The 19,073-nt window shown below is 61.7% G+C and carries 19 protein-coding genes, 4 tRNA genes and 1 riboswitch; of the genes, 11 read left to right on the forward strand and 12 right to left on the reverse strand.

Features of this window, described 5'->3' with window-relative positions; genetic code table 11:
• Positions 1–115: 115 nt before the first annotated feature.
• Positions 116–1,015 (reverse strand): LysR family transcriptional regulator, encoded by a 900-nt coding sequence (locus tag ACVDHI_RS06950; protein ID WP_042016607.1) that lies wholly within the window; start codon positions 1,013–1,015, stop codon positions 116–118.
• A gap of 100 nt (positions 1,016–1,115) precedes the next feature.
• Between ACVDHI_RS06950 and ACVDHI_RS06955 the strand changes: the two genes are divergently transcribed.
• The 3 genes from ACVDHI_RS06955 (at position 1,116) to ACVDHI_RS06965 (ending at position 4,380) form a co-directional block, all read left to right on the forward strand.
• Positions 1,116–1,754 (forward strand): NAD(P)-dependent oxidoreductase, encoded by a 639-nt coding sequence (locus ACVDHI_RS06955; RefSeq protein ID WP_323921717.1) that lies wholly within the window; start codon positions 1,116–1,118, stop codon positions 1,752–1,754.
• A 347-nt stretch (positions 1,755–2,101) separates the two neighbouring features.
• Positions 2,102–3,124, forward strand: coding sequence for an isopenicillin N synthase family dioxygenase (locus ACVDHI_RS06960; RefSeq protein ID WP_104454277.1), 1,023 nt, complete (start codon positions 2,102–2,104; stop codon positions 3,122–3,124).
• Positions 3,125–3,216: 92 nt separating this feature from the next.
• A complete protein-coding gene (locus tag ACVDHI_RS06965; RefSeq protein ID WP_447211905.1) occupies positions 3,217–4,380 on the forward strand; it encodes a trans-sulfuration enzyme family protein in 1,164 nt (387 codons plus the stop codon).
• An 84-nt stretch (positions 4,381–4,464) separates the two neighbouring features.
• On the opposite strand, the gene folD is transcribed toward ACVDHI_RS06965, so the two are convergent.
• Positions 4,465–5,322 (reverse strand): bifunctional methylenetetrahydrofolate dehydrogenase/methenyltetrahydrofolate cyclohydrolase FolD, encoded by an 858-nt coding sequence (gene folD, locus ACVDHI_RS06970; protein WP_010674955.1) that lies wholly within the window; start codon positions 5,320–5,322, stop codon positions 4,465–4,467.
• 203 nt (positions 5,323–5,525) lie between these two features.
• Between folD and ACVDHI_RS06975 the strand changes: the two genes are divergently transcribed.
• The 4 genes from ACVDHI_RS06975 (at position 5,526) to katG (ending at position 8,531) form a co-directional block, all read left to right on the forward strand.
• Positions 5,526–5,602: transfer RNA gene (locus tag ACVDHI_RS06975), tRNA-Pro, on the forward strand.
• Between the two features lie 36 nt (positions 5,603–5,638).
• Positions 5,639–5,715, forward strand: a tRNA-Arg gene (locus ACVDHI_RS06980).
• A gap of 46 nt (positions 5,716–5,761) precedes the next feature.
• Positions 5,762–5,837: transfer RNA gene (locus tag ACVDHI_RS06985), tRNA-His, on the forward strand.
• Between the two features lie 519 nt (positions 5,838–6,356).
• A complete protein-coding gene (katG, locus tag ACVDHI_RS06990; protein ID WP_447211906.1) occupies positions 6,357–8,531 on the forward strand; it encodes a catalase/peroxidase HPI in 2,175 nt (724 codons plus the stop codon).
• A gap of 113 nt (positions 8,532–8,644) precedes the next feature.
• Here katG and ACVDHI_RS06995 read toward each other — a convergent pair whose 3' ends face one another.
• Entirely contained in the window at positions 8,645–9,409 is a 765-nt protein-coding gene (locus ACVDHI_RS06995; RefSeq protein WP_128343605.1) for a DeoR/GlpR family DNA-binding transcription regulator, read from the reverse strand.
• 43 nt (positions 9,410–9,452) lie between these two features.
• The gene (locus ACVDHI_RS07000) at positions 9,453–9,905 is read right to left on the reverse strand and encodes an HAD family hydrolase (RefSeq protein ID WP_447211942.1); all 453 of its coding nucleotides are present in this window, start codon (positions 9,903–9,905) and stop codon (positions 9,453–9,455) included.
• A 213-nt stretch (positions 9,906–10,118) separates the two neighbouring features.
• On the opposite strand from ACVDHI_RS07000, the gene ACVDHI_RS07005 reads away from it, so the two are divergent.
• Positions 10,119–10,445 carry a hypothetical protein gene (locus tag ACVDHI_RS07005; protein WP_447211907.1) on the forward strand — a complete coding sequence of 109 codons (327 nt, stop codon included), beginning with the start codon at positions 10,119–10,121 and terminating at the stop codon, positions 10,443–10,445.
• Positions 10,442–10,957, forward strand: coding sequence for a phosphoribosyltransferase (locus ACVDHI_RS07010; RefSeq protein ID WP_368219754.1), 516 nt, complete (start codon positions 10,442–10,444; stop codon positions 10,955–10,957). Before ACVDHI_RS07005 ends, ACVDHI_RS07010 begins: the two co-directional genes overlap by 4 nt.
• Before the next feature lie 215 nt (positions 10,958–11,172).
• Here the strand turns inward: ACVDHI_RS07010 and ACVDHI_RS07015 are convergent.
• Positions 11,173–11,260: transfer RNA gene (locus tag ACVDHI_RS07015), tRNA-Ser, on the reverse strand.
• A gap of 248 nt (positions 11,261–11,508) precedes the next feature.
• Positions 11,509–11,964, reverse strand: a complete 456-nt coding sequence (locus ACVDHI_RS07020; RefSeq protein ID WP_160839247.1) for a type III secretion system chaperone family protein — start codon at positions 11,962–11,964, stop codon at positions 11,509–11,511.
• Between the two features lie 155 nt (positions 11,965–12,119).
• Here ACVDHI_RS07020 and ACVDHI_RS07025 point away from each other — a divergent pair, with 155 nt between their 5' ends.
• Positions 12,120–13,457, forward strand: coding sequence for a flavohemoglobin expression-modulating QEGLA motif protein (locus ACVDHI_RS07025; RefSeq protein ID WP_183149861.1), 1,338 nt, complete (start codon positions 12,120–12,122; stop codon positions 13,455–13,457).
• A gap of 70 nt (positions 13,458–13,527) precedes the next feature.
• Here ACVDHI_RS07025 and ACVDHI_RS07030 read toward each other — a convergent pair whose 3' ends face one another.
• Positions 13,528–14,109 carry a thymidine kinase gene (locus ACVDHI_RS07030; protein ID WP_324061907.1) on the reverse strand — a complete coding sequence of 194 codons (582 nt, stop codon included), beginning with the start codon at positions 14,107–14,109 and terminating at the stop codon, positions 13,528–13,530.
• A gap of 85 nt (positions 14,110–14,194) precedes the next feature.
• Complete coding sequence (locus ACVDHI_RS07035) at positions 14,195–15,775, reverse strand: Na+/H+ antiporter NhaC family protein (protein ID WP_447211908.1); 1,581 nt, start codon at positions 15,773–15,775, stop codon at positions 14,195–14,197.
• A gap of 87 nt (positions 15,776–15,862) precedes the next feature.
• Positions 15,863–16,034, reverse strand: a riboswitch (Lysine riboswitch).
• A 317-nt stretch (positions 16,035–16,351) separates the two neighbouring features.
• Here ACVDHI_RS07035 and ACVDHI_RS07040 point away from each other — a divergent pair.
• Complete coding sequence (locus ACVDHI_RS07040; RefSeq protein WP_041215041.1) at positions 16,352–16,750, forward strand: H-NS family histone-like protein; 399 nt, start codon at positions 16,352–16,354, stop codon at positions 16,748–16,750.
• Between the two features lie 79 nt (positions 16,751–16,829).
• Here the strand turns inward: ACVDHI_RS07040 and ACVDHI_RS07045 are convergent, their stop codons facing one another.
• The 4 genes from ACVDHI_RS07045 to queC form a co-directional block, all read right to left on the reverse strand.
• Positions 16,830–17,393: a cob(I)yrinic acid a,c-diamide adenosyltransferase gene (locus ACVDHI_RS07045; RefSeq protein ID WP_041211547.1), complete on the reverse strand. Its 564-nt coding sequence runs from the start codon at positions 17,391–17,393 to the stop codon at positions 16,830–16,832.
• Positions 17,390–17,620, reverse strand: a complete 231-nt coding sequence (locus ACVDHI_RS07050; RefSeq protein WP_183149860.1) for a DUF3820 family protein — start codon at positions 17,618–17,620, stop codon at positions 17,390–17,392. The genes ACVDHI_RS07045 and ACVDHI_RS07050 overlap by 4 nt, the downstream gene beginning before the upstream one ends.
• A 1-nt stretch (position 17,621) precedes the next feature.
• Complete coding sequence (gene queE / locus ACVDHI_RS07055) at positions 17,622–18,293, reverse strand: 7-carboxy-7-deazaguanine synthase QueE (RefSeq protein WP_010674994.1); 672 nt, start codon at positions 18,291–18,293, stop codon at positions 17,622–17,624.
• Positions 18,294–18,354: 61 nt separating this feature from the next.
• On the reverse strand, positions 18,355–19,062 hold the full coding sequence (gene queC, locus ACVDHI_RS07060; protein ID WP_042863967.1) for a 7-cyano-7-deazaguanine synthase QueC: 708 nt from the start codon (positions 19,060–19,062) through the stop codon (positions 18,355–18,357).
• Positions 19,063–19,073 lie beyond the last annotated feature (11 nt).

The raw sequence follows: 19,073 nt of genomic DNA on the forward strand, positions 1-19,073 counted from the left end.
ATGCGCTTGAGACCACGCCAGCAGAGGGCGCTCTGGCCCGGGAGGGCCACATTAAACAGGGGTGTCGCGCCGACCGCAAGGCCGGCGCACCGCCTGGCTATTCATCCCGCCCCGCTCAGGGTAGACGGCTCTGGCCATGCTCGGCAAAGTGGCTGCGAAGGGCGCTGATCACCCGCCGCACCTTCTCCGGGATCTCCCGCTGGGGGGTGATGGCATGGATCTCCATGGGAGGGGCCAAAAAGCCCGGCAGCAGCACGAGCAACCGACCGGTGGCGAGATCTTCTTCTATTTCACCTTCCGGTTGCAGCGAAATCCCCTGCCCTGCCAGGGTAAACTGGCGCAGGGGCAAGACGTTGTTGCACAGCACCCTGGGCTTGGGCTTGATCTTGTGGGCCTCCCCCTTTTCGTCCAGCAGCAGTATCCCGCCCCCCAGCATGTCCGAGGCCAGCCAGTCGTGGGCCAGCAGATCCGCCGGGCTGCGCGGCGTGCCCTTGCGTGCCAGATAGGCGGGCGAGGCACACAGCAGCATCCGGGTCTGACCCAGCCTGCGCGCCACCAGGGTGGAATCTTCAAGCGTGCCGACCCGCAGCGCCACGTCGATGCGATCCTTGATGAGATCCCGCTTCTCGTCGTCGGCAATGATCTGGATGCCCAGGCCGGGGTGAGCCTGCAGCAGCGGCGAGAGCGCCCGCGCCAGGGGCTGGCCGGCCATCCCCACCGGCGCGGTGATCCGCACTTCTCCGAGCAGGCTGTCGCGCACCTCCGAGAGGCGCAGCTCGGTGTCGTTCAAGGTCTGCTGCAACGACTGGCAGCCCTGCCACACCACCTCCCCCGCCTCGGTCAGGCTGAGGCGGCGGGTGGAGCGGTGCAGCAGGGGTAGACCGAGCTGGCTCTCCAGTTGACTGATATGCTGGCTGACGGCGGACGGGGTCATGCCGAGGGCCTTGGCGGCGCCGGTCATGCTGCCCGCCTCCACCACGGCGGCGAAGATGGCGTAGCGTCTGAGCTGATCCATTATGAAGCCCTGCTTACAAGTGAATGCAATTTTAAGTGGATTATTAAATCATACTCGGGGGCGTAGGATAACCCCATTCCCACAGTGAAGGAGAATTCCCATGAAGATTGCCCTCATCGGTGCCAGCGGTTTTGTCGGTTCAGCCATCCTCCAGGAGGCCGTCAGCCGCGGTCATCAGGTCACCGCCATCGTGCGTGACGTGAGCAAGGTCGCCGCCCATCCCCTGGTCACCGCCGTGGCGGTGGACGCCCAGGACAGCCAGGCACTGGCCAAGGTGCTCAAGGGGCACGATCGGGTGATCAGTGCCTACAACCCGGGCTGGAGTGCCCCGGACATCTACGATCAGTACCTCAAGGGTGCCTGCGCCATCGTGGCCGCCGCCAACGACGCCGGGAGCTGGCTGCTGGTAGTCGGCGGTGCCGGCAGTCTGGAAATCGCCCCGGGCGTGCAGCTGGTGGACACCCCGGAGTTCCCGGCAGAGTGGAAGCAAGGGGCCCTCGCGGCCCGGGATGGTCTCACCGCCCTTCGCCGGGAAACCACCCTCGACTGGCGTTTCGTCTCCCCGCCCGTGTTCCTCGAACCCGGCGAGAAGCGCGGCGGTTACCGCCTTGGCACGGATCAGGTGTTGTTCAGCGGCGAGCAGCCCGCCGGGATCACGGTCGGCGATCTGGCGGACGGGGTGCTGAACGAGGCGCAAGCACCGGCTCACCTGCGCCAGCGTTTCACCCTGGGTTATTGAGGAAAGGCGCGCCAGCAACCCTTCCCATGACAGTCACACGGAGGGAGGCGGATGCCTCCCTCCGCCTTTTCTCTCCCGCGTCTATCCCGTCACGCCAATGTCGCTCTCGCCCGGTACGGCAGATCGCCGCCTGAGCCGCCCGTTGCTCGTTCCATTCGCTCAAGTCCGAATTCCATTTCGAATTTTGTATATAACTAAGAATATTTTGTTGCTTCCACCTTATAACCTCGAACAGTAGCATCACCCTCAACCCAAACGGCGCCACTCAAGAAGAGTGCGCCCCGGTTTCGCAACACCCCGCACGCCGGGGCACGCAGACCCCGTTCACGGAAAGTGAGGAGATGCCCATGACCACCCCATCATTGCCGATCATCGATCTCGCCGCCCTCAAGGGCACCCCGGCTGCACGCAGCCAGATGCTGACGCAGCTTGGCCAGGCCGCCCGCGAAGTGGGCTTTTTCTATCTGGTGGGCCATGATCTGAGCGAATCGGCGCGCCAGGAGACCCTGGCGCTCGCCGCCCGCTTCTTCGCCCTGCCACTTGAAGAAAAACTGGCGGTGCAGATGGTCCACTCCCCCCACTTTCGCGGTTACAACCAGGTGGGGGCAGAGCTCACCCGGGCACGGCCGGATCTGCGGGAGCAGTTCGATATCATGAACGAGGCCCAGGCCCTGCCTGTGGCGCACATTCGTGAACCCTGGCAGCGCCTCATCGGCCCCAATCAGTGGCCCGCCGCCCTGCCCGAGATGAAGACACGTCTGCTGGCATGGCAGGATCGACTGAGCGACATCACCCTCACCCTGCTGGACGCCTTCGCAGAGGTGCTGGGGCAGCCCGCCGGGGTATTTGACGAGAGCATTCGCGGTGCCCCCTACCAGCACATGAAGCTCATTCACTACCCCGGACAACCGGAAGGCAGCAGTGGTCAGGGGGTAGGTGCCCACAAGGATCCCGGCTACCTGACGCTGGTGATGCAGGACGATCACTCCGGGCTCGAGGTGGAGACGGCAGATGGCTGGATCCCCGCGCCCCCCCTGCCGGGCGCCCTGGTGGTCAACATCGGCGAGCTGCTGGAGCTCGCGTCCGACGGCTACCTCAAGGCCACCCTGCACCGGGTGGTGAGCCCCCCTCCCGGGGTATCGCGCCTCTCCTGCGCCTTCTTCATGGCGGCAAGGCTGGATGCGACTGTGCCACTGCTTAGCCTCTCCCCCGAGCTGGCGGCGCTGGCCGAAGGGCCCCAGAGCGATCCCGCCAACCCGCTCTTTTATCAGGTGGGGGAGAACGTGCTCAAGGGGAGGCTGCGCTCCCACCCGGATGTGGCGGCCCGCCACTATGCAGGCGAGCCGCAGCGCGAGCCAGCGCTAGTCTGACAACCCGCCACTCGACATTAAAAAAGGGGCGCGACGGCGCCCCGGATAACACAAGCAGTCGGGCAACGACCTGACAATGACGGAGTAAAAAAATGAAATTCAAGACCATGAGCGTGCACAGCGGCCAGCGGATCGATCCCCAGACCGGCGCCCTCACCACCCCGCTCTACCAGAGCAGCACCTTCAGCTACTTCAACGCCCAGGCGGGCAAGGAGCGCTTCGCAGGTCAAGCCCCCGGCTTCATCTACAGCCGCTTTGGCAACCCCACCACCGCCGAACTGGAGCAGAAGCTGGCAGCCCTCGAAGGTGCAGATGAGTCACTGGTGGTGGCCAGCGGCATGGCGGCGGTGAGTGCCATCATGTATGCCCTGGCAGACAGCGGTGATGAAGTGGCCTATATCGGCCCCCTCTACGGCGGCACCGATGCCTTCCTCAAGCAGACCTTCAGCCGCGCCGGCATCAAGATCACCGCCTACGAGAGCGATCAGGCGCTGCTGGCCAACATCCGCCCCGCCACCAAGGTGGTACTGTTTGAAACCCTGACCAATCCCACCCTCAAGGTGGTGGATCCGCGGGTGGTGGTGGAGGCGGCCCGCAAGGTGGGTGCCATCACAGTGTGTGACAACACCTTCCTCACCCCCTATCTGCAGCGCCCGCTCGAGCTTGGCATCGACATCGTCATGCACAGCGGCACCAAGTACCTGGGCGGCCACGGCGACATCATCGCCGGGGTGGTGGCGGGCTCTCACGCGCTGATGAAGTCGATTCGCACCGTGGCCCTCAAGCACATCGGCTCCCCCATCGGCCCGCAGGAGGCCTACCTGCTGCAGCGCGGGGTCAAGACCCTTCCCCTGCGCATGGATGCCCACCTGCACAACGCCCAGAAGGTGGCTGACTTCCTGGATGCCCACCCGGCAGTGAAGAAGGTGATCTACCCGGGCCTTGCCAGCCATCCGGGCCACGATGCCCTCGGCGCCTTCGCCAGCGGCTTTGGCGGCATGGTGAGCATCGAGCTGGAAGGCGGTTTTGAGCGCTGCGCTACCCTGCTCGACAACCTGCAACTCTTCGTGCAGGCGGTGAGCCTCGGCGATCTCGAGAGCCTGGCCTGCCATCCGGCCAGCACCACCCACGCCGCCATGGACGAGGCAAGCCGCCTCGCCGCCGGAGTCAATGACGACCTCATCCGCTTCAGCATCGGGGTGGAAGACGCCGACGACCTGATTGCCGATCTGGCCGCCGCCCTGGCCCTCCTCTGATATCCAGTAGCGATCCAGGCGAGTGACGCAATAAAAAAAGGGAAGGCAATGCCTTCCCTTTCTCTTTTCTGCCCGGCGCCCTCATCAGGCGTCGTGGTAATCCTGGCAGGCGCTCAGGGTGTTCTCCATCAGGCTGGCGACCGTCATGGGGCCCACGCCACCCGGTACCGGCGTGATGAAGGCGGCGTGATTGCGCGCGGTCTCATACTCCACATCTCCCACCAGGGAGCCGTCCGCAAGGCGGTTGATGCCCACGTCGATCACCAGGGCACCGGGTTTGACCCACTCCCCCGGAATGAAGTTGGGCTTGCCCACCGCCACGACCAGCAAGTCGGCCCGGCGCACCTGGGTCTCCAGATCCTGGGTGAAGCGGTGACAGGTGGTGGTGGTGCAACCGGCCAGAAGCAGCTCCAGCGTCATGGGGCGCCCCACGATGTTGGAAGCCCCGACCACCACCGCATGCAGACCATGGGTCTTGACGCCTGTGGTCTCGATCAGGGTCATGATCCCCTTGGGGGTGCAGGGTCGCAACGCCGGGATCCGCTGGGCCAGACGACCCACGTTGTAGGGATGGAAGCCATCAACGTCCTTGTCGGGACGAATTCGCTCCAGCACCTGGGTGGTATCGCAGTGGGCCGGCAAGGGCAACTGCACCAGGATGCCGTCCACTTCCGGATCCTCGTTGAGCTGGTCGATCAGGGACAGCAGCTCCGCTTGTGTCGCCGTGGCGCTGAGGTCATAGGAGCGGGAGACAAATCCCACCTCTTCACAAGCGCGACGTTTGCTGCCCACATAGACTTGGGAGGCCGGATCCAGCCCCACCAGGATCACCGCCAGACCCGGTGCCCGTTTCCCCTGCGCCAACCGCTGTTGGACTTGCGCGGCGACCTGATTGCGAATCGTTTGCGCAACCTGTTTTCCATCAATGATTTTGGCAGACATCGTTCTTCACTCACCATGTGTTCAACTGCGGCGCATTGTCGCATTTTTTTGGCGCGGGTGTTAGCGGCTCTCGCAGGGAGGGCAATAAGTAGGCACTTGAATTTACTGGCGGAAAAAGTCGTTGACGCTGACTTTGGCGCTTGGGTATGATGCCCGCCCGTTGCCCAGTGGTGCCGCCGAAGGTATGCTGGATGGCGAATTTTCGGTGATTAGCGCAGCCCGGTAGCGCATCTGGTTTGGGACCAGAGGGTCAAAGGTTCGAATCCTTTATCACCGACCAGGTTCATCGGGAAATCCCCGGATTTCTTGATACAACGCGCCCTTAGCTCAGTCGGATAGAGCAACGGCCTTCTAAGCCGTGGGTCGCAGGTTCGAATCCTGCAGGGCGCGCCATCGATACACATGAGTTTGATTGCTGTATCGAAGGCAGATTTCAGTGGTGGCTGTAGCTCAGTTGGTAGAGTCCCGGATTGTGATTCCGGTTGTCGTGGGTTCGAGCCCCATCAGCCACCCCATTATTCCCCTCCAGGCTGGGATCAGCCTGATGAGACAGCAGCACGCTGTCTGTTTGGACCGGCCACTGGCCGGTCTTTTTGTTTCTGCGCCGCCCGCTTTTTGGCGCAACGCCCCCACCCCATCCTCTGGCGCTCGGCGCCCTGCTCAGGACGCAGTCCGGACCGCCGTCACAAAAATGGGGTTTTCTGCCCCGATCAAGACAAGCCCTCCCCATGCCATGACCCAGCGCAAGTCCAGGTCTGATCCCTCGTGTTATGGATAAAAAGATTGATAACATGGCTGCCAGGGCGCTCCTTCCTTCTCTTATCCCATGTCAGGAGAGCCAAATTCGATGGCACCGATTCATCTTTTCGTAATACGGTCATCCCATCCTTAATCAATTAGCTGAAATATAAGGAGTTATTGATAACCCCCCGATGCCGGTCCAAGGCCCAACCTGTCAGATGCCCCGCCGGTTGCAGGAAAAGTTCCCATACTGAGTTGTCTGCATTGCACATGACTGCCAAGGAGAGACAGAGATGAGTGAAGAAAGCAAATGCCCCTTCAACCACACCGCCGGCGTCGGCAGAACCAATCGAGATTGGTGGCCGAACCAGTTGCGGCTGGATCTGCTGCATCAACATTCCCCCGGCGCCGATCCCATGGACAAGGACTTTGACTACGCCAAGGCCTTCGCCAGCCTGGATTACAAGGCACTCAAGAGAGATCTGGTCAAGCTGATGACGGATTCCCAGGAGTGGTGGCCGGCGGACTTCGGTCACTACGGCCCCCAGTTCATCCGCATGACCTGGCATGCTGCGGGCACCTATCGCACCACCGACGGTCGCGGTGGCGGCGGCCGTGGTCAACAGCGCTTCGCCCCCCTCAACAGCTGGCCTGACAACGTCAACATTGACAAGTCCCGTCGCCTGCTCTGGCCCATCAAGCAGAAATACGGCAACAAGATCTCCTGGGCCGATCTCCTGATCCTCGCCGGCAACGTCGCCCTGGAGACCATGGGTTTTCGCACCTTCGGCTTTGGCGGTGGGCGGCCCGACGTGTGGGAGCCGGATCAGGACGTCAACTGGGGGGATGAAATTGCCTGGCTCGGGGTCGATCCCGATCGGGTCAAGGGCGATCGCGAGCTTACGGCCCCCTTCGGTGCCACCCACATGGGCCTCATCTACGTCAACCCGGAAGGGCCCAACGCCAGCGGCGATTACATGGAGGCGGCCAAGGACATCCGTTCCACCTTCGGTCGCATGGCCATGAACGATGAAGAGACGGTGGCCCTTATCGCGGGCGGCCACACCTTCGGCAAGGCCCACGGCGCCGCGCCCGAATCCCACAAGGGGCCAGAGCCGGAAGCCGCGCCTCTGGAGGCCCAGGGCCTCGGCTGGATGAGCGACTACGGCAGCGGCCATGGCAAGGACACCGTCTCGAGCGGGCTCGAAGTGACCTGGACCAAGACCCCGGCCCTGTGGAGCAACAACTTCTTTGAAAACCTGTTCAACTACGAGTGGGAGCTGACCAAGTCGCCTGCCGGCGCCAAGCAGTGGGTGGCCAAGGATGCACCGGAGATCATTCCCGATGCGCACATCCCCGGCAAGTTCCACAAGCCGACCATGCTCACCACCGACCTGACCCTGCGCTTTGACCCCGAGTTTGGCAAGATCTCCCGCCACTTCTACGAGGATCCGCAGGCCTTCGCCGATGCCTTTGCTCGCGCCTGGTTCAAGCTGACCCACCGCGACATGGGTCCCATTGCCCGCTACCTGGGGCCGGAAGTACCCAAAGAGGAGCTGATCTGGCAAGACCCCATCCCCGCCGTCAATCATCCCCTGATCGATGACAAGGACGTGGCCCTGCTCAAGGAGCAGATCCTGGCGACCTCCCTGTCCGTGGCCGAGCTGGTGTCGACCGCCTGGGCTTCCGCGTCCACCTTCCGTGGCTCTGACAAACGCGGTGGCGCCAACGGTGCCCGCATCCGGCTCGCCCCGCAAAAGGATTGGGCCGTGAACCAGCCTGCCCAGCTTGCGAAAGTGCTTCAGGCCCTCGACGGGATACAGCAGACCTTCAACGCTTCCGCCACCGGCGGCAAGCGGGTCTCCCTCGCCGATCTCATCGTGCTGGCGGGCGGCGTGGGGGTCGAGCAGGCCGCGAAGAGAGTCGGTGTCGCCGTGACCGTGCCCTTCACTCCGGGCCGGATGGATGCCTCCCAGGCCCAGACAGATGTGGACTCCTTCGCGGTGCTCGAGCCCCTCGCAGATGGATTTCGCAACTACGCGGGCGAGTGCGCGGGCTTCGCGGAGACCATGCTGATCGACAAGGCGCAGCTACTCACCCTGAGTGCCCCCGAGATGACGGTACTGGTGGGCGGTATGCGGGTGCTCGGCACCAACGCGGGCAACTGCCACGGGGTCTTTACCGCCACCCCGGGCACCCTCTCCAACGACTTCTTCGTCAACCTGCTCGACATGGGCACGGAGTGGAAGCCGGCGGCGGGCAGCCCGGGTGTCTATGAAGGCCGTGCTCGCCAGAGCGGCAAGGTGAAGTGGACCGGAACCCGGGTCGATCTGGTGTTCGGTTCCAACTCCCAGCTTCGCGCCCTGGCGGAGGTCTACGCCAGTGCGGATGCCAAGGAGAAGTTCGTGAAGGACTTTGTGGCGGCCTGGACCAAGGTGATGAACCTGGATCGCTTCGACCTCGCCTGAGGACGCTGGCAGGCGCCCCGTTCCCAACGCCCCGCTAACGGGGCGTTTTTTATGGCCGCTCCCAGCCCCCGGCCTCTCCCCGCTCTTCTCGCGACGGCGCAGCCTGCCCGGCGTCAGCCGGCGGTGATGACGGTGCAGCCCTCCCCTTCGAACGTCTTGACCAGGACCGGATCCTGCCGGGTGCAGATCAGGTAGTCGAGATCCGCAGCGTGCAGGAAGGGGTAGGAGGCCAGGGACTCCAGCTTGTCGTCATTGCACAGCACCGCCAGCGAGCCGCAACGCTCCGCGACCCGGCGCTTGAACTCGCTGTCCTGGTAATGCACGGCGCTGAAGCCGAGATCCGAGGACCAGGCACAGACCCCCAGGAAACCGAGGTCGAAGCGGAACTTTTTGATGCCCTCGGCCGCCGTGATGTCGACGGCCCCGCCGACCAGCGGATCCTGCTCGCCACCGATGAGGATGGTCCTGATGCCGGGTCTCTCCAGCAGCCGGCAGGCGATGGCCGGGCTGTTGGTCACCACCGTCAGACCCTGGTGTTCCGGCATGAGGGAGGCCAGTAGCAGGTGGGTGCTGCTGGCATCCAGGAAGATCAGCTGGTTCGGTTTGACCAGGCTCAGGGCGGCCACGGCCAGGGCCTGCTTCTGCGCCACATGCTGGGTACTGCGTTCGGTCAGGGTCCCCGTCTGGGGCGACAGGGAGATGGCGCCACCGTGAATGCGCTTGCAGCGTCCCTCATCGGCCAGATAGCGCAGATCCCGCCTGATGGTCGCCTCCGTGGTGCCCAGCGGCTCCGCCAGCTCCGCCGCCATCACTTTGTGGTGCGCGGCCAGCAGATCCAGAATGAGGAGCCGTCGCTCCTCCGGTGAATACTTGTCCATGGTGTTCCCTTGTAATGGCCGGGCGATCATCGCCCGGCCCGCCTCACGCCCCCTGCCTCTGCAGTGCGAGCAGTTGCAAGATGGTATGCATGACGGCGTCTTCATCGTTCGAGCGGGTGATGAAATGGGCGGCATCCTTGGTCTCGTCGTGGCCATTGCGCATGGCGAAACTGAAGTCGGCGCACGCCATCAGCTCGATGTCATTGAGCCCGTCGCCAAAGACCAGGGTCTCATGACGACCGGCGCCGACCAGCTGCTGCAACCTGGCCACCGTTGTCCCCTTGTGCACGCCGGCATTGGCGATGACGATATGCTCGCCCGGCAGACGCTCCAACCGACGGATGATGGCCAGGCCCAGGGCGTTGTCCAGCAGCGCCTCGACCCGTTCGACCTGTTTTCCCGTGCAGGGCGCAAAATGTATCCCCTGCTGCGCCATGGCGGCAACCACCTCGGCGAACAGGGCTCGGTTGTCATCCCCCCCTGCTATATGAGGCAGGTGCCGTCCATCTCCGTGATGATGAGTTTGATCATGCTGTTACCTCGGATGTATGCATTCTGATCGCGGTCATCATATCGCCACAATGAACACATATAAACAAATGCAAGATCATTTTTGTTCATATGAACTCTAAATGATCATAGCATGACCTCCTCGCTCGGAGGATCCCAGGCACAGCCCCCTCCTTCGACTGTCATCCAAGGAGACCCCATGTTGTCCACACTCTCCAGCCGGCGGCCCCGGGGTGAGCGGCTCGCCACCCGAGCCACCTTCTTCTGCTCGGGCTTTGCCACGGCGGCCTGGGCCTCCATCATCCCCTTAGCCAAACTGAACGCGCAGATAAGCGACGCCACCCTGGACTATGTCGGCGTGCTCTCCGGCCCCGCCCTGGTCGGCTTTGGCGCCGACGCCTTCGGCCTGCCGGCAGCCCTCCACGGCGTCGTCTTGCTGATGGTGCTGGCCCTGCTCCTCAGCAGAGGCGTGGGGCTGGCACCCCGGGCCACCCCTCTTTCTACAACCTGTCAGGAGCTGCCATGAGAAACCCTGTTTTCGGCGACGTGGTATTAAATACCGAAGACATTGCGCTCGGCGTCGAGGTCATCGCCAAACGGCTCAACGAGCGATTCACGGAGGCGGTGGTGATCACCGTGGTGCCGGGCGGCATGCTGTTTACCGCCGATGTCGTCAGGGCGCTGCGCTTTGATATCGCCATGGACTACATCTCCTGCCCCCACACTCCGGGGGAGCGCCACAATGCCTCTCCCATCGTCTTTCACAACAATGTCGGCATCCGGGGCAGAGACGTCATCCTGATGGACGACGCCATCGAATCGGGGGGTACCATGAGGCGGCTGGTCGCGCACCTGCAGGCGTTCGCGCCACGTTCCCTGTCCATCGCGACCCTGTTTGTCAAACCAGGGCGCGTGGCTATCCCCGCCGAGCAGTTTTATGCCTATGAAATGACGAGCGATGACCTGCTGGTGGGCTACGGCCTGCCCTGGGAGCACAAGTACCGGAATATCCCCTATGTCTCCAGGTTGAAGAGATAACGGGACGGGACAAGGTTAGGGAGCGATAAACCGATCAGGATAAACCTGACAGCAAGGGAGGCATTGACCAGACTACATCCCGGTGTCGCCCGGTGTACGGCCTATGCCACTCCAGCAGGGCTAGTCCACCCGCCTGTCGATACCGGGTAGAGACCAGATTGCCGGTTACCGGAAAAACAAAAGGCCCCGTCTTCGACGGGGCCTTTTGTTTTATTTGGCGGTGAGGGAGGGATTCGAACCCTCGATACGTTGCCGTATACACACTTTCCAGGCGTGCTCCTTCAGCCACTCGGACACCTCACCAAATTTTTACTGCTTGAAGTGGCTTTCGGAGCACGCTGCGCGTGCATCTTGCCGACTTCGTCGGTGGGCAGCCTCTCGGACACCGCACCAAATTTCGGTCTGTTGTTTAACGTGTTCAACCAACACGGTGTTCGCTGCGCCGTTGCGCTGGAACGGGGCGTAATTTAGGGGAAAGCCCCGCCGCCGTCAACGGCTTTTTAGCCGCAGCGAACCGTTCGCACATTAAACGCACAGTTCAGGTGCTGAGGTCAGTGAACGGATTCCGGTGCGACCTGGATTTCCGGCAGATTGAGGAAGCCAAGGCGTTCACATTCGGAAACCACTTCATGGGTGGCTGCCGTGGTGCTTTCAACGAACAGCAGGAACTGCTCGACGGTGAGACCCGCCTTGGTAAAGACGGTGTGACCCACAACGAGGCGTGGCAGGTTGTCATCGATGATGTCGAGGAACACCTTGAGGGACGGATATTGCATGTTGAGACGACCCAGTTCGGCCACCAGGGGCAGCAGCGATGAGGGGCGCACCTCCAGCTCGGATGAGAACAGCAGCCCTTCCTCTTCCACGAAGATCCGGCTCTCCTGGATGCCCTCGACGGACTGCAGGGAGACCATGTGGATGCCATGACACTGATCGCACACATAGTGCTCGATCCGGGCCTGTTGCAACCAACGCATTATCATTTCAGAGCTGGGGATATTCATCATTTTCACGACACGGTAGAGATCAAGGGGCGCAGTCTAAACCAATTTTCAGACAACCAAAAGCACACAGGCCGGATCCCCGTCGTCTCGCTTCTTTTTGACAGGCCCTGTGCCTATACTCAGCCATTCTCGTAGCGCACTCGCCTCCAAAGAGCCCGATGACCATCCAAGAAAAGTATCGCCTGCACCTCAAATCCCTCTCGGATGAACTGCTCGCCCTGCAAAAACCCATCCGCATCCTGGATGCCATCAAATGGCCCCGTCACCTGCAAAGCGACTTTCTGGCAAGTGGCGGCAAGGCACTGCCCGCCATCGACAGGCACTTCTATGAATCCCTCCCCCTGGGGTTCGATCCCCGCAACAAGTACCTTGAGCTCAAGGAGCTGAGGGACAGGATCCGCCGGCACCTCGGCCCTCAGGACGATCTCGGCCGGATCCTGCAAGAGACGGTGGATCAGTACATGGTGGTCATCGAGATGCTGCGCCAGCGCGGGCAGCCTGACTTCCAGCGCTACAGCCAGCGGCTCTACGGCTCGGCAAGCGATCACCTGCGCGGGGATCGCAAGACCCTGAAGGAGCTGGGGGCCAGATTGTGCGACATCTTCTCCCTGCCCGGCGCCCGCCACCTGGTGCGCCCCTACCCCAAGGAGTTCGAGGGGGAAGTCGCGGTGGCGAGGTTGCAGGGCAAGCTGTCGAGCTACTTCAGCGACGGCACAGTCCAGGTCAAGCTCAGCGATGGCATCGTCTCCGATGCCGCCGCCGGTGGGGATTACATCAAGCTCAACTCCCACGCCCGTTTCTCGGAACTCGATCTGCAGGTGCTGGAGGTACACGAAGGCTGGGTTCACGTCGGCACCACCCTCAACGGCCGTCAGCAATCTTACGCCACCTGGCTCGGCGCCGGCTCGCCGCGCATTACCGCCTGTCAGGAGGGGTTGGCGGTGCTGATAGAAACCCTCACCTTCAGCTCCTTCCCGGACAGGGCCAAGCGCATATCGGATCGGGTCATGGCCATCGACATGGCGGAGCGTGGCGCCGATTTCATCGAGGTGTTCCGCCACTTCGTGGCCAAGGGGGCCAGCGAGCACGACGCCTACAAGATCACCCAGCGGGTGTTTCGCGGTGGCATGGTCGAGGGGGGCGCCTGCTTTACCAAGGATCTCTCCTATGTGAAGGGCTATGTGGAGACGGTGAACTTCATTCGCAGCGCCGTGCTGGAGGGGGTGCCGGAGATCCTGCCCATGCTGTTCGTCGGCAAGGTGACCCTGGACGACATCCCCGTGCTCTATCAGCACTATCTGGAGGGGCTCATCGACGCCCCTCGCTACCTCCCTCCCATGTTTCGCGACCTCACCGGGCTCTACGTCTGGTTCGGCTTCGCTTCCGGCATGTCCCTGGTGGACATAGGCCGGGTACAGCAGCATTTTCGCCAGCTCTTCCACCGCCTGCCGGCGGCCGACCCCATCATCGCCCCTGTGGACATCGAGATCGACTGACCCCCACAGACAAAGAGGGCGCCAGATGGGCGCCCTCTTTGGTGTCCAGGCTGCACGAGCCAGCCACGGGTTACTTGAAGGCCCGTCCTTCCAGATAGTGCTTGCGGCAGAGCGACACATAGCGATCGTTGCCGCCGATCTCCACCTGCTCACCGTCGCGCATCACCTGCCCCGCCTCGTTGACCCGCGAGTTCATGTGGGCCTTGTTGCCGCACCAGCAGATGCTTTTTAGCTCCTCGAACTTGTCCGCCAGACAGAGCAGGTGGTAGGAGCCGGGAAACAGTTCGCCGCGAAAATCGGTCTTGAGACCATAGGCGATCACCGGAATGTCCTGCTCGTCGACGATGCGGGCGAGCTGGTAGACCTGCTCACGGGTCAGGAACTGCGCCTCGTCAACGATGAAGACATCGATGTGCCGCTTTGCGTGACGCGCCTTGACCATCTCGAAGAGATCGCAGCTGTCGCTGAACACCTCCACTTTCAGCTCAAGGCCGACCCTGGCGCTGATGATCCCCGCACCGAAGCGATCGTCGATGGCGGGGGTCATGGCCAGCGGATACATGCCACGCTCCAGATAGTTGAAGTGGGCCTGGATGAGCTGGGTCGATTTGCCTGAGTTCATGGTGGCAAATTTGTAGTGCAGTGAAGCCATGATGGGGTTCCGAAACGGGAGTGATGGGGCGCATGCTAACCAAAGCCCCTGCCAAAACCAAGGGGCCCGCAGGCCCCTTGTTCTCTTATGCGACTGCCACGGCGCTATACGCCCGGGCTTTGCGCAAATGGTAACCGGAGAAGATCAGGAACCAGAGCCCGCTCACGGTGAAACCGGCCAGCGCGGAGTGCATCAGCCCCATCACCAGGTAGCCGAGCGCAGCGCCAAAGGCGATGGCCAGGGCATAGGGCAGCTGGGTCATCACGTGATCGATGTGATGGCAACCGGCCCCGGTGGCAGACAGGATGCTGGTGCTGGAGATGGGGGAGCTGTGATCTCCGAACACGGACCCTGCCAGTACGGCGGCCAGCATGGGCAGCATCAGACTGATGTCGCTGGCGGCCGCCATGTCGCCGGCCAGCGGCAGCATGATGCCGAAGGTACCCCAGCTGGTGCCGGTGGCAAACGCCATGGCACAGGAGAGCACGAAGACCACGGCGGGCAGCACTTCCACCGGCAGATTGCCATTGGCCAGGGAGGCCAGGTATTTACCGGTCTCCACATCGCGCACCACGGCGCCGATGGTCCAGGCGAACAGCAAGATGTTGATGGCGGGCAGCATGGCCATGATCCCCTGCGGAGCCGCCTTCATCCAGTTGCTTGCCCCGAGCTTGAGGCGCATGGCCAGACCGATGGAGACCACCAGGCTGCACAGGGCACCATAGACCAGGGAGGAGCCGACATTGGTGTTTTCGAAGGAGCCGAGCACGCTGAACGGCAGCCCCTTGTCGGCCAGCACCGCAGACCCGGAGTCAATCATGAAATAGACGGTGGCCAGGGTCAGGGTCAGGATGGGCAGCACCATGTCAATCATGCCGCCATTGCTCTCCTCCGGGCTCTCCATGTCGAGCCCGATGGGGCGCCCCTTGGACTCGTCCCACAGCTTGCCCTCCAGTGCCCACTGCTCATGCTGGCGCATGGGGCCGATGTCGAGCTGGAAGGCGATCACCACCAGCACCATGATCAGGGTGAACACCGCATAGAGGTTCATGGGGATCATTTCGACGAAGGCGGAGATGGGGCTCTGGTCGGTCAGACCATGAGCCGCCATGATGCCGCCGACGAGGGCGATGATGTAGGCCCCCCAGGAGGAGATCGGCATCAGCACGCAGACCGGCGCGGCGGTGGAGTCCAGCAGATAGGCCAGCTTGGCGCGGGAGATCTGGAAGCGATCGGTCACCGGACGGCAGATGGCCCCCACCGACAGACTGTGGAAGAAGTCGTCGATGAAGAAGGCGAACACCATCAGACCGGTCAGGGACTTGGCACCCTTGCGGGTCTTGGCGCGGCGCTCCGCCCACTCGGCAAACGCCCGGGTCGCACCGGAGACGCTCATCAGGCTGATGAGGCCGCCCAGCAGCAACATGAAGAGGATCATGTTGACGTTGTCACGATTGAGCGCACCGTTGACCCAGAAGATCCTGAGCACGGTATCGAGCATGTAATGCAGGGACGCAAGGGGAGAGAACTGGTTGAGCAGCAGGCTGCCTGCGACTATGCCCACCCCCAGCGACACCAGGACGCGGCGGGTGATGATCGCCAGCGCAACGGCCAGCAGGGGGGGAACGACGGACCAACCGGAGTCGGCGTAATGAACGATGTCCATGATCTCTTTGCACCTAAAGACAACAGGTGGAGATCTACCGAGAGGATCAAAGAAACAAAACCCATGGGGAGGGTATACTCCTCAGCCCCTTCAGGTAGCGCTCCATAGTGGATGACTATGGCAGTCCTGCACCTATTAGATGCAGAACCAGCAACCCGGTATGATGGCCTGGTCACTTCGGCGCCGACTCCTTTCATCGAGCATCGCAGGCATCACCCTCCGCTCGGTTACTCATAGGCAGCGCGCCTCTACTTAAAGGTATTCGCGGCACATTTTATCGAGCCACCGGGTGATAGCAAGTTTTTTGATTAAATTTCAAGGTTTCTGTGGCCCCCATATCTTTAAAGGTAGTCAAATGGTTCATCAAAGACTCCGCTGGCGATATTTTCATCTGACATGAATCCATTCGAAGATGTTGGCCCGTCAAACGGAAAAAAATATCCTTCATATCTATTTCAAGACTTAATTTATCAGCCTAATTAATTATTTTGGCAGGCTTGACTTGGTGCCAATCACCCCTATAAATTATCGAAAAACCAGTTCTTCCCTTAATATTTTGCTCGCGTGGTAGCCAATATGAACGAATTTCTGAAAGTGCTGTTGAATATCCGTAGCCTGCGTGCAGCTTGCCGCGATTTGACGCTGGAACAACTGGAAGAAGGCTTGGAAAAGCTCTCCGCCATCGTCGATGAACGTCGGCAAGATGAATCCGCCGAACGCCAGGCCCGTGAAGAACATCAAAAGAAAATTGCCGAATATGCCGAAATGCTGAAGGCCGCAGGGATCGATCCCGCCGAATTGGTCAACACCGTGGTGCCCGAGAATACCAAGGTCAGCAAACGTGCGCCCCGCCCCGCCAAATATCGTTATCTGGACAATGGTGTGGAAAAAACCTGGACCGGTCAGGGCCGCATGCCCTCGGTCATTGCCAAGGCCGTTGCCGAGGGCAAATCCGTGGAAGCCTTTGCCATCTGACAGCAATATCAGGCCCCTTTCCACAGCAATAAAAAAACCTCGCAAGGCGAGGTTTTTTTATTGCTGCGTCGAGCGGTGGTCAGCCTCTGTCAGCCGCCTTGACCCAGAGGATCTCCGGGGTGCCCGACGATACCAGCAGGTATCGGGCGATGGTGAAAAACCAGTCGCTCAGCCGGTTGAGGTAGGGCAAAACGGCCGGATTCACCCGCTCTACGCGGCTCAACCCAAGCAGCAGACGCTCGCAGCGACGGGTCAGGGTACGCACCACATGTGCCTGGGCCGCCGCCCGCGAACCGCTCGGCAAAATAAAATTGCGCAGCACCGGCAACCCGGCACTGTAGGCATCGATCTGTTGCTCGAGCCTGTTCGTCCAAGCCTCGTTCACCTGCCACAGCGTATCCGTTTGCGATTCACTGGAAAATGCCAGCTCCCCGCCCAGATCAAACAGCTCCTGCTGCAACAATATGAGATCGGCCAGGAGTGTCGTCTCCCCGGCGGGTATTTCAGCCATCAACAAGCCTATTTGGGAATTCAGCTCGTCGATGGCACCATAGGTCTCGACACGTTTATCGTCTTTGGCCAGGGAAGTGCCATCGGCCAGTCGCGTGAGCCCTTTGTCCCCTTGCCTTGTATATATTCTCATTCTGACATCCTGTTAATAATGGGAATAATCATGGACTCGAGTCCATTGAGCTTTATCTCGTAGGCCAGTGCCAGAGACTGGCCCAGGGTACCGGCCGGAAAACCGCTTCGCGCCATCCATACCAGATAGGGTTCGGGAATATCGATGATGCGCCACCCCTTGTATTTCCCGTAAGGCATCTTGCTGGCCAGCGTCAGCAAGATGCGCTCATCACTGAGTCCATCCATATCAATCGATATTCAGGTATTTATGGGTCTGGATGGAGAGTCGCCAGTTACGGGCGATGCAGGTCGCCATGGCCAGCTCCGTGGCCCTGGCTTTCTGGCTGATGGGTTGCAGCGCAATCATCACGTCGGGGCGCAGCCTGGCGGTGGCCAGCAGGGCATCCAGCTCCTCGATATGGTGCTCGGTGGCCACCGGGTGCTTGATCTCGTTGGCCCGCTCGAGGGCAGAGACCAGCACCGGCAACCCACCCTTCATGCCGATCTTGGGGGAAACAGTCACCCAGGTCTGCTCATGGGTCAGCACCTCGCTGGTCCCGCTGGTTTCGATCTGCACCTGATAACCCGATGCCACCAGGGCCGAAGAGAGCTCACGCAAGTCGTAGAGGCAGGGCTCACCACCGGTCAACACCACGTGACGGGCCCGGTAACCGAGCCGGGTAAAGCTGGCCAGGATATCTTCCGTACTCATCTTGCTCCAGCCGTCGGACTCATTGGAACGATCGAGCACCTCGCCAGGGGCCACCTCACGCTCGGGGTCCACCACCCAGGTGTGGCGGGTATCGCACCAGGGGCAGCCCACCGGGCAGCCCTGAAGGCGAACGAAGATGGCGGGCAGGCCGGTAAATACCCCCTCCCCCTGGATGGTCTGGAAGATCTCGTTGATTGGGTAGTGCATCTTGGTCACGACTTGCTGCAAAAGGGGCGGATTATACCCCAAACCCGGGCTAGGCACAGGCTCAGGATCCGCTTTTCTCGCCCAGTCCGCTCTTCTCGTACAGTCTGGCACGGATGCCGGTCTTGTCAGCCAGATAGTGATCCAGGCCACGGCGACGCAGCTCGCAGGCCGGACAGGCCCCGCAACCATCTCCCTGGATTCCGTTGTAGCAGGTGAGCGTCTGGTGACGCACGGTATCGAGGTGACCGTAATGATCCGCCAGCGCCCAGGTTTCGGCCTTGTCGAGCCACATCAGGGGGGTTTCGAAGCGGATGGGGCGATCCAGCCCCAGGGAGACCGCCTGATTGAGCGCCTTGACGAATTCGTCGCGGCAATCGGGATAACCGGAAAAGTCGGTCTCGCACACCCCGGTGATCACCGCTTCGGCGCCCACCTGATAGGCATAGATGGCCGCCAGGGTCAGGAACAGGATGTTGCGTCCCGGCACGAAGGTGTTGGGCAGGCCGTTCTCCTGAAGCTCGAAGCTCACCGGTATGTCGTCCCGGGTCAGCGCAGAGATGGCCAGCTCCCCGAGCATGGTCACATCCATTACCTTGTGGGCGGCGATCCCGAGCGCCGTCGCCAGATGGCGGGCGGTGTCAATCTCCGCCCGGTGGCGCTGGCCGTAATCGAAGGTGATGGCATGCACTTCGTCATAGCGGGCCTGCGCCTGCACCAGACAGGTGGTGCTGTCCTGCCCGCCACTGAAGACCACGACGGCTTTTTTCATGTTTTTCACTC

It is taken from the genome of Aeromonas sp. 25-248, assembly GCF_053005425.1.